General features: G+C 33.4%; 13 protein-coding genes. 8 read left to right on the forward strand and 5 right to left on the reverse strand.

The annotated features are described in order from the left end of the window. Positions 1-11: 11 nt before the first annotated feature. Genes ACHRVX_RS22050 through ACHRVX_RS22060 form a run of 3 tightly spaced genes read right to left on the reverse strand, consistent with a single transcriptional unit; the run spans position 12 to position 2,620 of the window. Positions 12-1,589, reverse strand: a complete 1,578-nt coding sequence (locus tag ACHRVX_RS22050) for a S41 family peptidase (protein ID WP_395336349.1) — start codon at positions 1,587-1,589, stop codon at positions 12-14. Next, positions 1,590-2,021, reverse strand: coding sequence for a deoxycytidylate deaminase (locus tag ACHRVX_RS22055; protein WP_395336351.1), 432 nt, complete (start codon positions 2,019-2,021; stop codon positions 1,590-1,592). 5 nt (positions 2,022-2,026) lie between these two features. Beyond that, positions 2,027-2,620: a HupE/UreJ family protein gene (locus ACHRVX_RS22060; protein ID WP_395336353.1), complete on the reverse strand. Its 594-nt coding sequence runs from the start codon at positions 2,618-2,620 to the stop codon at positions 2,027-2,029. A 160-nt stretch (positions 2,621-2,780) separates the two neighbouring features. On the opposite strand from ACHRVX_RS22060, the gene ACHRVX_RS22065 reads away from it, so the two are divergent. Then, the gene (locus ACHRVX_RS22065) at positions 2,781-3,212 is read left to right on the forward strand and encodes a TerB family tellurite resistance protein (RefSeq protein ID WP_394776909.1); all 432 of its coding nucleotides are present in this window, start codon (positions 2,781-2,783) and stop codon (positions 3,210-3,212) included. Between the two features lie 183 nt (positions 3,213-3,395). Here the strand turns inward: ACHRVX_RS22065 and fbp are convergent, their stop codons facing one another. Then, positions 3,396-4,400, reverse strand: coding sequence for a class 1 fructose-bisphosphatase (gene fbp, locus ACHRVX_RS22070; protein WP_395336355.1), 1,005 nt, complete (start codon positions 4,398-4,400; stop codon positions 3,396-3,398). A 259-nt stretch (positions 4,401-4,659) separates the two neighbouring features. Here fbp and ACHRVX_RS22075 point away from each other — a divergent pair, with 259 nt between their 5' ends. Next, on the forward strand, positions 4,660-5,133 hold the full coding sequence (locus ACHRVX_RS22075; protein ID WP_395336358.1) for a GNAT family N-acetyltransferase: 474 nt from the start codon (positions 4,660-4,662) through the stop codon (positions 5,131-5,133). 228 nt (positions 5,134-5,361) lie between these two features. After that, entirely contained in the window at positions 5,362-6,621 is a 1,260-nt protein-coding gene (locus ACHRVX_RS22080) for an aspartate kinase (RefSeq protein WP_395336360.1), read from the forward strand. A 74-nt stretch (positions 6,622-6,695) separates the two neighbouring features. Here the strand turns inward: ACHRVX_RS22080 and ACHRVX_RS22085 are convergent, their stop codons facing one another. Further along, a complete protein-coding gene (locus ACHRVX_RS22085) occupies positions 6,696-6,995 on the reverse strand; it encodes a helix-turn-helix domain-containing protein (RefSeq protein WP_395336583.1) in 300 nt (99 codons plus the stop codon). A gap of 401 nt (positions 6,996-7,396) precedes the next feature. Between ACHRVX_RS22085 and ACHRVX_RS22090 the strand changes: the two genes are divergently transcribed. From ACHRVX_RS22090 to ACHRVX_RS22110, 5 genes are all read left to right on the forward strand, one after another. Then, positions 7,397-7,627, forward strand: coding sequence for a DUF5808 domain-containing protein (locus tag ACHRVX_RS22090; protein WP_395336362.1), 231 nt, complete (start codon positions 7,397-7,399; stop codon positions 7,625-7,627). A 314-nt stretch (positions 7,628-7,941) separates the two neighbouring features. Beyond that, positions 7,942-8,172 carry a hypothetical protein gene (locus ACHRVX_RS22095; RefSeq protein WP_395336364.1) on the forward strand — a complete coding sequence of 77 codons (231 nt, stop codon included), beginning with the start codon at positions 7,942-7,944 and terminating at the stop codon, positions 8,170-8,172. Positions 8,173-8,269: 97 nt separating this feature from the next. Beyond that, complete coding sequence (locus ACHRVX_RS22100; RefSeq protein ID WP_395336366.1) at positions 8,270-11,701, forward strand: hypothetical protein; 3,432 nt, start codon at positions 8,270-8,272, stop codon at positions 11,699-11,701. A gap of 63 nt (positions 11,702-11,764) precedes the next feature. Beyond that, the gene (locus tag ACHRVX_RS22105) at positions 11,765-12,280 is read left to right on the forward strand and encodes a hypothetical protein (RefSeq protein ID WP_395336368.1); all 516 of its coding nucleotides are present in this window, start codon (positions 11,765-11,767) and stop codon (positions 12,278-12,280) included. 227 nt (positions 12,281-12,507) lie between these two features. Beyond that, a complete protein-coding gene (locus ACHRVX_RS22110; RefSeq protein ID WP_395336371.1) occupies positions 12,508-13,578 on the forward strand; it encodes a glycosyltransferase in 1,071 nt (356 codons plus the stop codon). The last annotated feature ends 1 nt before the right edge of the window (position 13,579 follow it).

Raw genomic sequence — 13,579 nt, forward strand, 5'->3', positions numbered from 1 at the left:
ACAATTAAGGATTACTTTTTCGGATTCAAAACCGCTTTGATCATCGCGTCTTCTTTCAAAATAACATCGTAGTAATACAATTCACCATAAAGTTGTCGGGCAAATTCTGCCGTAATATAACGATTTACCAAAGCTTTGGTTTTATCTAGTTTAAGGTCTAAACCGGTCATTAAGATATAAGTTCTGAACTTTTTAAAATACACATCAGAGTTTTTCATCTTCGCCAGAAACTCATTAAAATGAAGCCCTTTAAAAGCATCTCTGTTTTTATCGAGTTCTTCAAAAACAAAATGTCCGACAATTCCGGTTTGCATTAAATAAGCAACATTTTCATTTCCGTGTTCGGCCTCAATTGGTACAAAAACATCCGGAACAATTCCGCCGCCGCCGTATACGATTTTCCCTTTTGGCGTTTTAAATTTTAAGGAATCTGCCACCTTAATGCTATCTTTTGCATACAGCTCACCAGATTTTACACGAGATTCTGATTCTTTAAAATATTCTTCATTTCCTTTTTTATACGGCTTTTGGATAGATCTTCCGGTGGGTGTATAATATCTTGCCACGGTTAATCTTACCGCAGATCCGTCATTGAAATCCATTTCGCGCTGCACTAATCCTTTACCAAAAGAACGGCGACCCACAATAGTTCCGCGGTCACTATCCTGAATTGCTCCAGCCAGTATTTCACTTGCAGATGCACTGTTTTCATTAATTAAAACATATACTTTCCCTGCTTCAAAACTTCCTGCTTTTGTCGCGAATGTTTTTTCTGTTGTACCGTTTTTATTTTTGGTAAAAACGATCAGTTGTTTGTCTTTCAAAAACTCATCGGCAATTGCGATCGCTTCTTCCATATAACCGCCGCCATTATCACGAAGATCGATTACAAGGGATTCAATTCCATTTTGTTTCAATCTTGTTAAACCGGTTTTGAATTCATTAAAAGTAGTTTCGGCAAAACGGTTGATTTTTATATATCCGGTTTTATTGTCGAGCAATAGTGATGCATCAACACTTTTTATAGGGATAATATCTCTTTTTACTTTAAAGGTAAGTTTCTTTTGTTCTGATTTTCTAAAAACAGTCAATTCAATTTCAGAACCTTTTAACCCTTTTAATTTCGAAAACAAACTATCCGAAGGCAATCTGCGTCCAAACAACCTTGTTTTTCCGGCAAATAAAATTCGGTCTCCTGATTTTAATCCGGCTTTCGCCGAAGGTCCGTTTTCAATAGGTTTTATAATCGCAACGGAATCTTTATACATATAAAAATTAATTCCGATTCCCACGAAATCTCCCTTCATACTTTCAGCCACTTCGGCTTGTTCTGTTGGCGGAATATAAACGGAATGCGGATCTAATTTTGATAAAATATTGTCTACGGTAAGGTTGACGATAGAATCTGTATTAATGCTGTCAACATATTCATTATTGATAAAATCAATGAGTTTGTTCAGCTTTGTTTTCGAGTAATTTTTAGCCAAAAGCTGTTCATCCACCGGAGCATTCATAACGCTTCCGAGAATAATTCCAAGGGCAAAAGTCCCTCCGACGATGATTGGCAAATATTTTGGGTTAAATTTCATTTACTCTTCTGAAACAGGAATATGTTCGACCTCTATACCGGCTTTTATTAAAAATTGAATTCCGGAATCATCGCGATATCCATTTTGATACACCACTCTTTTTATACCTGACTGATGTATTAATTTGCTGCATTCCTTGCAAGGAGAAAGTGTAATATATAAGGTAGCTCCTTCACACGATTGTGTTGATCTTGCCACTTTTAAAATCGCATTTGCCTCAGCATGCAAAACATCCCAGCGTGTTAATCCGTCTTCATCTTCACAGCAATTTTCAAATCCGGATGGAGTTCCATTGTATCCATCAGAAATAATCATCCTGTCTTTTACGATAATTGCGCCTACTTGTTTTCGCTTACAATACGAGAGTGCGCCCCATTCTTTGGCAATTCTCAAATAAGCTTTATCGTATTTCTTTAATTTTTTATCTTCCATTTATTTTATCTGTTCCAAATTGGGCTTTCAATAATCATAGGAACTACTACTCCTATAATAAAAGCCGACATTACAAGTGCCCAATCTCGTTTTGAAAAACGAAATACGGTTTGTACAATATATGAGATTATCAGAACCACAAAAACCACCACTAGCTGAGCTGCTTCGATCCCTAATGCAAACTCGCCTAAAGGTAGTAATTTTGAATTAGGTGATCCTCCTAAAATAGTTTTGAAATAATTGGAGAATCCAAGTCCGTGTATAATTCCAAAAAACAGGGTTACAAAAAACACTAAATTCAAACCATCGCTCTTAGAGGCTTTTCCTGCCGTAAAGAGATTGAAGATAGCGGTTATTAAAATCGTTATCGGAATTAAAAACTCTACAGTATTTACTTTTATGGCAATGATTCCATAAACCGAAAGCAATAAAGCTAAGGTATGGCCTATTGTAAAAACAGAAACCAAAAGCAAAATACGTTTCCAGTCTTTAAACAAATAAGGCGTTGTTAATGCGATTAAAAAAAGAACGTGATCGTAAGCGTGAATATCTAAAACGTGCTTTAATCCTATTTGAAAATAAATCCAAAATTCTGACATACTGGTACTACTATTAAATGATTAGGGGTTGTAAACTTACGATTTATTTTGAAAAATTAATGGTACGCAAGATTAAATCAATAAGTTAAATTTTATGAGAAATTTAAATTTGTTAAATTAAAATAAGATTTATCTTTGCCCTATAAAAAACTAATAGATTATGGCATTTTCAGAATTATTTGATAACGAATTCAAACAAAGAAACAGGGGTCATTTCTCTGCAATAGTTCGTGTAGCTTTTGCGGACGGCAAAGTAAGTCCAGAGGAAAAAGACTTTTTAGATAAATTAGCATCTACATTACAAATTTCAGAAGATGAATACACAGAAATTCTTTCAGATCCGTGGAAACATCCAATAAATCCTCCTTATTTATATACACAACGTTTAGAGCGTTTGTATGATTTAGCAAGAATGGTTCACGTTGACCACCATTTAGGAGATCAGCAGGAAGTTATGTTAACCCGTATGGGATTAGCTTTAGGTTTTACTCCCGGAAACGTAAACTATATTGTTAGAAAAGCATTATCTCTGGTAGACAAAAAAGTAGATCTTGATACTTTCCTTTTCGAAATGGAGAATATGAATAAATAGTTTTCAGTTTTCAGTCTCAGTCGCGGTTTTCAGTCGCAGTAGACAGTTACTAATTAATAAATATACCCGACAGATTTCAAAAATCTGTCGGGTATTCTATTTGTATGTCGATCTGAAACTGCAAACTGCAAACTGAGACTGAGACTGAGCACTGCGACTGAGACTGTAAACTGAGACTAAAACTTACTCAGCTGCCATAAATTCCTCTGCTTTTTCGACCATATTATAGCTTCCGCAGAAAAAAGGAACTCTTTCGTGTAATTCAGTTGGCTGGATTTCCATAATTCTTCCAAAACCATCTGTTGCTTTTCCTCCTGCTTGTTCTGCAATAAATGCCATTGGATTACATTCATATAATAAACGTAATTTTCCTTTTGGTGCTTTTGAACTTGTTGGATAGAGATAAATGCCGCCTTTGATCATGTTTCGATGAAAATCAGAAACGAGACTTCCTATATATCTTGATGTATAAGGTCTGTCCTCTTCTTCTCTCTGGCAATATTTAATGTAGTTTTTTACTCCCTGTGGAAAATGAACATAATTTCCTTCGTTTACCGAATATATATTTCCATTTTTTGGAAATTGCATATTTGGATGTGAAAGGTAGAATGTTCCGATGGCGGGATTCAGTGTAAAACCATTTACGCCATGACCTGTAGTATAAACCAACATAGTCGAAGTTCCATAAATTACATAACCTGCTGCTACCTGATTGATTCCCGGTTGTAAAAAATCCTCGCTTGTTACCGGAGTTCCTATTGGGGTAATTCGTCTAAAAACAGAAAAAATAGTCCCTAAAGAAACATTTACATCAATGTTTGAAGATCCGTCAAGCGGATCCATTAAGATCACGTACTTATTATTATGACAGTTGTCGCTCCCCTGAACTGTAATAAAATCGTCGTTTTCTTCTGAAGCAATACCACAGACAATCTCACGGTTTATTAACGTCTGGATAAATACTTCGTTTGCATACACATCTAATTTTTGCTGGTCTTCTCCCTGAATATTTTGTTCGCCGGCGGCGCCAATAATATCCACCAATCCGGCTTTGTTGACTTTATAGTTGACAACTTTTGCCGCCAGACGTATAGAGTTGATAATTCGGGAAAGCTCTCCCGACGAATACTGAAATGCTTTTTGGTTCTCAATAATAAACTCTCCTAGTGTTTTATTGCGTTCTTCCATTACTATATCGTTGTAGTTTTAATTTTAAGTCACAAATATCGTTTTTTTTGTGAGAATGATTTAAAAATTATTTCGTTAGTTTGCCACTATTGTATATTTGCTAATTAAAGACAACAAGTACCGAATAAAAGAATACTTTTTTAGCTAATAAACGCTTAATAATACGAATATATGAATTGCCCTTACAAAATGTTTTGTACCAGCAAAGACATTAATTAAGAAGCTGTTTTATAAAGATTAAAAATAAAATTTACAGAATATGAATATTAGAAAAGGAAATCCTGAAGATATGGAATCGGTTTTGGGATTAATACAGGATTTGGCCATATTCGAAAAAGAACCGGAAGCTGTTGTTATAACTGTTGATGATTTAGTGCGTGATGGTTTTGGTGAAAACCCGCTATTTCACGTTTTTGTTGCAGAGGTTGAGCAGGAAATTGTGGGCATCGCTCTTTATTATTACCGTTACTCTACCTGGAAAGGAAAAACAATACATCTAGAAGATTTAATTGTAAAGGATAAAATGCGAGGAACCGGTTTAGGATCTGCACTTTATACCGCAATTATGAAACAAGGGAAAAAAGATAATGTGCGACGAGTAGAATGGAATGTGCTGGACTGGAATACTCCGGCAGTAAAATTCTACGAAAATTCAGGAGCAAAAATCCTGGAGGAATGGAGAGTTGTTCAAATGGATGAAAACGGAATTAATTCGTATTTGGAAAAATTGTAAAAAGGAGTCTGCCACAGATTAAAATGATTTGCAAGATTTTTTTTTGCCACGAATTAACACGAATTAATTAGTGGAAATTCGTGAAATTAGTGTCGAACCGAGACAGACTGGGAATCTTTTTAATCATTGTAATCTGTGCAAAAAACGCACTGCAGTGCGCTCTACAATGCAATTGGAATTTGGAATTTAAAAAATTGGAATTTTATAAAAAATAGCAGCATATAAAAAATGAGAGTATTTAAATTTGGTGGCGCATCTGTTAAAGACGCTGATGGAATTAAAAACGTGTACGACGTTTTACAAAAAGTAGGTTATGAAGATGTAATTTTAGTCGTTTCGGCGATGGGAAAAACTACAAATGCTCTTGAAGTTGTTATCAAGAATTATTTTGATAAATCGACAGAGTTAAATTCATCTGTACAAGAAATAAAAAAATATCACAATCAAATATTACTAGATTTATTTGAAGATGAAAAACAGGAAGTTTTTACTGCTGTAAGCGCTCAGTTTTCAGAATTAGAATATTTCTTAGCACATAATAAATCGCCAAATTATAATTTTGTTTACGATCAGATTGTAAGTTTTGGAGAGTTAATTTCGACTACAATCTTAAGTCATTATATGAATTACAGAGGTATTCAGACACAATGGCTTGATGTTCGTAATTTTATTAAAACAAATGCAAATTACAGAGATGCCGAAGTAGACTGGGAAACTACCCAACAACTTATTGGCAAAAATGTAAAACGTAAAATATTAAATATCACACAAGGTTTTTTAGGTGCTGACGAAAATAATTTTACTACTACTTTAGGTCGTGAAGGATCTGATTATACGGCGGGAATTTTTGCTTATTGCTTAAATGCTGAAAGTGTTACGATCTGGAAAGATGTTCCGGGAGTGATGAACGCTGATCCGCGTTATTTTGAAAACGCAAGTTTGCTAAACCAGATTTCATATCGTGAAGCAATTGAATTGGCTTTTTATGGCGCAACAGTAATTCACCCAAAAACATTACAGCCTTTACAGAAAAAAGAAATTCCGTTATATGTAAAATCGTTTATCAACCCGTTATTAAAAGGAACCTGCGTTTCTAAAGGTGTTGATTTAGAACCACAATATCCGTGTTTTATTGTGAAGAGAAACCAACTTTTGATTTCTCTTTCATCAATAGATTTCTCCTTTATTATGGAAGAAAACATCAGCGAGATTTTCGGGCTTTTTCATCAGTTTAAACTAAAAGTAAACCTGATTCAAAACTCGGCAATTAGTTTTTCTGTTTGTGTAGAGGATAAATTTGAAAATTTCAACGAATTGAATTCTATTCTTTCTAAAAAATTCAAAGTAGATTATAATGAAAATGTAACTTTATATACTATTCGTCACTTTACAGAACAAGCTGCGTCAACGGTTGAAGAAAACAAAGTAGTTTTACTAAAACAAGTGAGCCGTGAAACGATGCAAATTGTTACGAAAGAGATGAACTAAATCTTTATTAAGTTAATTATTCAATTCAAATATATTTAAAAGCTTCACTAATTGGTGAGGCTTTTTTTTCCGATTTACACCTTCCCTTTCTTTTTCAAATCCTTAATTACTTTTCTTAGTTCTTTTATCCTTTCTTCATATTGTTCAATTATATCATCAGATAACTGGTAAATCGTATCTCTGGAAGATTTATTTTTCTGACTGTCTAAGTGAAATAATTCTTCGGGAGTAATTTGAAAAATGGTACATATTTTTAAAATGTGACTTGCCCACGAATGACTTTCGCCGCTTTCTATTCTTGCGTAGGCAGATTGCGAAATAGTTAGATAATCTGCCACTTGTTCTTGTGACAAATTTTTCTTTTTCCGAAGTATTTTAAGCTAATACCTACAACAATATTCATAATTTATCGCATTTTTCCTTATAAATCAATAGAGACAGTTTTATAAAAATATACTCACAAAAAAAATTATTTTTCAAATAAAAAATAAGCGTAAATTACTTACTAAAAATACCCGATAATCACATAATACTAAGTGTAACAAAATAGTAATTTAGGCTTACCCAAAAACAAGTAAATAATTTCCTGAAAAATCAACCACAAGATCTGATAAAAAGGAACTAATGAAACCACAAAAAAATCATGATTAATCCAGCATTGCTTCTCTCGCTTCTTGTTATTATTATAGCATTGGGATACCGATTTAGTAAAAAATATCCCTAATAATTTCTTGTATAATAAATTACAATAAAAAAAATTCAAAACGATACAATCATGAATTTTAATAACGATCGCAACGAAGAGACTCAAAACGAATGGCAGAACGATCCTTATAATTGGATCTGGGGAATCTTCTATTATAATACAAAAGATAATAGATTATTTCCTCCTAAAAGAATAAAACAGTTGGGATGGACCATTAATTTTGCCAATCCAAATTCGTTATTTCTAATCATAGTTATAATTGCAATTCTTCTTATTGTAGGAGAACACATTGCCAAATAAAATTTTAAAAACAAACTCTTGTTTTTTGACAAAATCATTGATTGAAATATGAAATTCTTTATCTTCAAATATAGCATGGCTATTATTAGTTGTCTTTATTTAGCTTACTTTTTTTACAACCCTAATTATACCAGCAACATGATAAAAACAGGAACTTCTGTCGCTTTAGCCTTTTTTATTTCTGTATCCATGATCTTTCAAATAAGGAACGGAAGATGATGTACGACAATCTTTTATGCTTAATTAAAAATATTTAACTAAATTTACTTATCACCAAATACGCATAAATCAATAAACATCAATATTTTATAATTATGAAAAATGATGATGAACCAAGCCGAGAAACTCAAAACGAATGGGAAAATGACCCAAATAATTGGATCTGGGGAATGTTTTACTATAATCGAAAAGACAAGAGATCCTATTTTCCAAAAAAAATAAAAGAATTGGGGTGGCATGCTAATTATGCTGATCCTAATTACAGTATTATTCTTTTATTATTGATTGCAGTAATCCTAATTATGATAAAATATTTCCGAAACTAGTATTAGCGGCACTTTAATGCCTAACAAAACTAAAATATCCCTCGCAACATTTCCCGATTATAAATACTACTTTTGATTTTTTAGAGTTAAAGTATTTATGTTGAAAAAATTACTGTTTTTAACGGTTTTGATTTGGTATTCCGGGCTTCACGCACAGGAAACGGAATCATCGTATAAAACAAAAAAAGTAATTGTAACGCGCGACACGATTCATCTGGAAGAATTTAGTATTAATTCGAGTTTTTTCGAAATCTTAAATACTAAAAACCAGCTTCTGGATACTACTTTTTATAAGATTGATTTCCAAAAAGGGACTTTGATCCTTAACGAAAAGTCAGGTTCAATTTCAGATACTTTAATTGTAAATTATTTAAAATATCCCGATTTCCTAACGAAAGAGTACAGTTTTTACAAATCAGATCAGGTCGTTACAAACGATGTTGGTTCTGAAAAACTCTACAAAATAGAAAACACAGCTCTTAAAAAAGTTACCCCTTTTGATGGTTTGAATACTTCAGGAAGTATTACGCGCGGCCTTACGGTTGGAAACAATCAAAATACAGTTTTAAATTCTAATTTAGATTTGCAGATTACCGGAAAAATATCTGATAAAATTAGTTTGCGGGCTTCACTTCAGGATAGTAATATCCCGTTGCAGGATGGCGGTTATTCACAAAAACTGGATCAGTTTGACAATATTTTCATGGAACTTTTTAGTGACAACTGGAACATTCGTGCGGGAGATGTTTTTTTAGAAAACAGAAAAACTCAATTTCTAAATTTCAATAAAAAAGTACAGGGACTTTCAACAAGCTTTAATTTTGGAACTGAAGAAAGTAAAACTAATATTTTTGCTTCGGTTGCTTTTGTAAAAGGTCAATATGCCAAAAGTACGTTTACAGGTCAGGAAGGAAATCAGGGTCCGTATAAATTAAAAGGTCAAAATGGTGAATTGTATGTTCTGGTTATTTCCGGCTCTGAGCGTGTGTATGTAAATGGTGTTTTACTGAAACGTGGCGAAAACAATGATTATGTGATTGATTATAATGCAGGAGAAATTATTTTCACTTCCCTTTTTCCCATTACTTCTGAAATGCGAATTAACGTTGAATACCAATATTCCGAAAGAAATTATAATAGGTTAGTTACTTACGCGGGCGCAACACACGAAAATAAAAACTGGAGTTTTGGCGGTTATATTTATTCTGAAAATGATATGAAAAATCAGCCTCTGCAGCAAAATCTTTCTACAGATCAAGTTCAGATTTTAAGTCAGGCGGGAGATAATCCTGAATTAATGAAAGCGCCATCTGCTTATGAAGATTCGTATGCCGATAATAAAATATTGTACAAAAAAATATCCGTTAATTCAGTTGAAGCTTATGAATACTCAAATGATGCGAGCAATGTTTTATATAATGTAAAGTTTAGTCTTGTTGGAAATAATCTGGGAAATTATATCATTCAGAACAATAATTCGGTAGAACGTATTTACGAATATGTGGCACCAATTAACGGTATTTTACAAGGAAATTATGAACCGCTTTTCAATCTGGTTGCACCAATAAAACTTCAGGTGGCTACTTTTTTAGGAAAATACAATCCTGATGAAAAAACTTTGGTTGACTTTGAACTTGCCGTAAGTAATAACGATAAAAATTTGTTTTCAAAGATTGACGACGGCGACAATGGTGGAATTGCGCTTAAAACGAATATTAAAAAACGCCTTTTTACAAGAGACTGGACTTTAGATGCTTTTGCCAATTACCAGTTTGTTCAGGAAGATTTTAGATCTGTGGAACGACTGTACAATATAGAATTTAATAGAGACTGGAATTTAAACGAAACTCTTTTAGGCAATCAAAGTTTAATTGTGACAGGCTTGAATTTTGATTTATTTGCAAAAAAAGAAACGTCAAACATTGGTTTGTTTACCTATCAATTTGAGAAATTAGATTATACCGAAAGTTATTCGGGAGCGCGACATACAACAACTTCGCTTTTTAAATTAAAGCAATGGACGATTGAAAATCAAGGCAGTTTTTTGAATAGTGACGCGACAAGTTCTACTTCAAAATTTATCAGAAATCAAACCCGAACTAAATATCATTTTGGTAAAAACTGGATTGGCGCGAGTTTGCAAATGGAGAATAATCAGCAAAGAGATAAAGTTACCAATCAGTTTTCGGCTTTAAGCCAAAGATTTACAGAGTATGGTGCTTTTATTGGTCGCGGTGACAGTACGAAGGTTTTTGTTGAAATTGGATATTTACAACGCCGAAATGATAGTTTACAAAATGGATTATTACAACACGTCAACAATTCGCAAACCTATTATTTAAAATCGAAACTGATTCAGAATAAAACCACTGATTTAGCAGTTTATGCAAGTTATCGTAATTTAGATTTTACAGATTCATCCCGAAAAAATGAACCTTCGTTAAATTCGAGAATACTTTATAATGATCGGTTTTTTAATCAATTCATGCAAATTGGCTCAGCTTATGAAACCAGTTCCGGAACTATTGCGCAGCAGGAATTCACGTATATTGAAGTTCCTACGGGACAAGGGGTTTATACCTGGAATGATTATAATGGTAACGGAATTCAGGAATTGAATGAATTTGAAATCGCTGCTTTTGCAGATCAGGCTCGTTATGTCCGCATCTTTTTACCAAATCAGGTTTATATTAAAACAAATCAGAATAAGTTTTCGCAATCTGTTGCTTTGAATCCGTTGCAATGGCAAAATAAAACTGGTTTCAAAAAAATTGCTTCTTATTTTTACAATCAGACTTCGTTTATTATGGACCGAAAAGTAAAAAGTCAGGGCGAACGTTTAGAACTGAATCCGTTTGATTCATCTCAAGAAAATATTTTGGGGTTAAATTCAAGTTTTAGAAACAGCTTATATTACAACCGGGGCAAACAAAAACATTCTGTAACCTATACCTATCTTATTAACAAAGGTAAAAACCTGCTTTCGATTGGATCACAAAATGTCAAAAACAGTTCGAATCAATTGCAATACACCCATTTATATCAAAAAAGCTGGTTGTTCAACTTCTTTACAAAAACGATTAGCACCACTTTAGTTTCTGAAGATTTTGTCGAAAAGAACTATGATTTACAAGGCTATCAGGTAGCTCCAAAAATTAGTTATTTGTTTTCTAAAAATACGAGTCTGGATTTCTTTTACGAATTTCAAAACAAGGAGAATCAGATTGGTAATTTCGAAAGTTTGGTTCAAAACAGAATTGGGACTTCGTTTTCACTTGCCGGAGAGAAAAAAGTAACCTTAAACGGGGAGTTTTCTTTTTACCAAAATAAATTTACAGGAAACGAATTTTCATCTGTGGGATTTCAAATGCTTGAAGGACTTCAGCAAGGGCAAAATCTTGTCTGGAAATTACTTTTACAGAAGAATATTACACAGTTTTTAGATGTAAATGTCAACTATCAGGGGCGCAAAAGCGAGACCGGATCTGTGGTTCATACCGGTAATATTCAGCTTCGTGCTTATTTTTAACACTTTACGAAAAACGTATTAATAAATTGACTAATTTTAATTGAAATTTAAACATGTAACCTTATGAAAAAATTATTATTACTCTGTTTTATGGTTGTTTTTTCTTCTAATTTCTATGCTCAGGAAACCACTGTAAAAGATACAAAGAGCAAAACGGAAACTGCTGCCAAAAAGAAAAAAGCAACTGCTGACAAAGCGGCAACAGATGCCAAAAAAGAAGCAGCAAAATCGAAAAAAGCAGCCAAAGATGCTACTGATGCATCAACAACTGCAAAAAAAGAAAGTGCAGCAGCAACTAAAAAAGCGGCCGACAAAGAAGCGGCTAAAGCAAAAAGCGATGCAACTAAAGCGTCTAAAAAAGCAGCTGCCGCAGCAGATGGCACAAAAGCTGACGTAAAAAAAGCTGATGCAGCTGCTAAAACTGCCACTAAAAAGACCTTAAAGGAAACTACAGAAAAAGCTCCAAAAGTAGCGGATAAAGTGACCGGCGAATATAATGGCAAAAAAGTATATACAGGACCAAAAGGTGGTAAATACTACATTAATAAAAACGGAAACAAAACATATATTCAGGATTAGTGAAAGATACTGAGCTGTTAAGACATTAAGGTTCTAAAATGCTTAGATCATAAACTTTAAAGCCGAACTTTACGTTCGGCTTTTTTTATTTGGCAAAAAAACTTAGAATCTTAGAAGCTAAGTATCTTAGCAACTTAAAGAATATACAGACTTAATAATTTAGTAATATGTGCGAAATATCACAAAAAACATATTTATCTATCTTCGTTTTTAAAAAGCGTTAAACTATGAGCATTGACTATTCTGCGAACAAAACAATTTTAGTTGCTCCATTAAACTGGGGATTAGGCCATGCCACGAGATGTATCCCAATTATAAAAGCGCTTCAAGAAAACAATTTTATTCCAATAATAGCTTCTGATGGTGTTGCATTGGCGTTGTTAAGAAAAGAATTTCCATACATTCAAACGCTGGAATTGCCTTCCTATCATATTGAATATGCCAAGAATGCAAAAAACTTTAAATGGAAGCTGATTAAAAACCTGCCTAAAATGATCGTCGCTATTCTTGACGAGAAAAAAATGGTAAAAAGCTGGATCAAAAAACATGGTATTGACGGCATTATTTCAGATAATCGTCTGGGTGTTTTCAGTAAAAAGATTCCTTCGGTATTTATGACGCATCAATTGAATGTAATGACGGGAAATACCACCTGGTTTACAAGTAAATGCCATCAACATATTATAAAAAAATATACTGAATGCTGGGTTCCTGACACTAATGACGCTACAAATTTAACGGGTGAACTTGGACATCTTAAAACCAATGATCTTAATTTAAAATATATTGGTCCTTTGAGCAGAATGCGCAAAAAGGAAACGCCAAAATTATATGATTTAATGATTATTTTATCCGGACCTGAACCTCAACGTACTTTTTTAGATGACAAACTTCAAAAAGAAATTACGGAATATGATGGCAAAGTGGTCTTTGTGCAAGGTATTGTGGAGAAAACACAAACCAAATGGCAGGCGGGAAATGTGACATATTATAATTTCATGAACTCGAAACAACTGGAACAAACTTTTAACGAAAGCGATTTTGTTTTATGTCGTTCCGGTTATACGACTGTTATGGATTTGGCTAAATTAGGCAAAAAAGCTTTTTTTATTCCAACTCCGGGACAATATGAGCAGGAATATTTAGCCGTAAAACTTCAGGAAGAAAACTTAGTACCGTACGCAATGCAAGACGACTTTACTATTGAAGATCTTTCAAAAGTAAAGTCGTTTAAAGGTTTGACTCAGTTTAACGATACTATAGATTGGGATAAACTATTTACCGTTTTTGAGGATTAAT

The organism is Flavobacterium sp. FlaQc-47, from assembly GCF_044006475.1.
Classification (GTDB): domain Bacteria; phylum Bacteroidota; class Bacteroidia; order Flavobacteriales; family Flavobacteriaceae; genus Flavobacterium.

Bases quoted from the DNA above. Each gene is read 5' to 3' on its own strand.
- fbp (WP_395336355.1), bottom strand. From the start codon at position 4,400: ATGGAAGAACGCAATAAAACACTAGGAGAGTTTATTATTGAGAACCAA.
- ACHRVX_RS22055 (WP_395336351.1), bottom strand. From the start codon at position 2,021: ATGGAAGATAAAAAATTAAAGAAATACGATAAAGCTTATTTGAGAATT.
- ACHRVX_RS22090 (WP_395336362.1), top strand. From the start codon at position 7,397: ATGAATTTTAATAACGATCGCAACGAAGAGACTCAAAACGAATGGCAG.
- ACHRVX_RS22100 (WP_395336366.1), top strand. From the start codon at position 8,270: ATGTTGAAAAAATTACTGTTTTTAACGGTTTTGATTTGGTATTCCGGG.
- ACHRVX_RS22095 (WP_395336364.1), top strand. From the start codon at position 7,942: ATGAAAAATGATGATGAACCAAGCCGAGAAACTCAAAACGAATGGGAA.
- ACHRVX_RS22075 (WP_395336358.1), top strand. From the start codon at position 4,660: ATGAATATTAGAAAAGGAAATCCTGAAGATATGGAATCGGTTTTGGGA.
- ACHRVX_RS22080 (WP_395336360.1), top strand. From the start codon at position 5,362: ATGAGAGTATTTAAATTTGGTGGCGCATCTGTTAAAGACGCTGATGGA.
- ACHRVX_RS22060 (WP_395336353.1), bottom strand. From the start codon at position 2,620: ATGTCAGAATTTTGGATTTATTTTCAAATAGGATTAAAGCACGTTTTA.
- ACHRVX_RS22065 (WP_394776909.1), top strand. From the start codon at position 2,781: ATGGCATTTTCAGAATTATTTGATAACGAATTCAAACAAAGAAACAGG.
- ACHRVX_RS22105 (WP_395336368.1), top strand. From the start codon at position 11,765: ATGAAAAAATTATTATTACTCTGTTTTATGGTTGTTTTTTCTTCTAAT.
- ACHRVX_RS22110 (WP_395336371.1), top strand. From the start codon at position 12,508: ATGAGCATTGACTATTCTGCGAACAAAACAATTTTAGTTGCTCCATTA.
- ACHRVX_RS22050 (WP_395336349.1), bottom strand. From the start codon at position 1,589: ATGAAATTTAACCCAAAATATTTGCCAATCATCGTCGGAGGGACTTTT.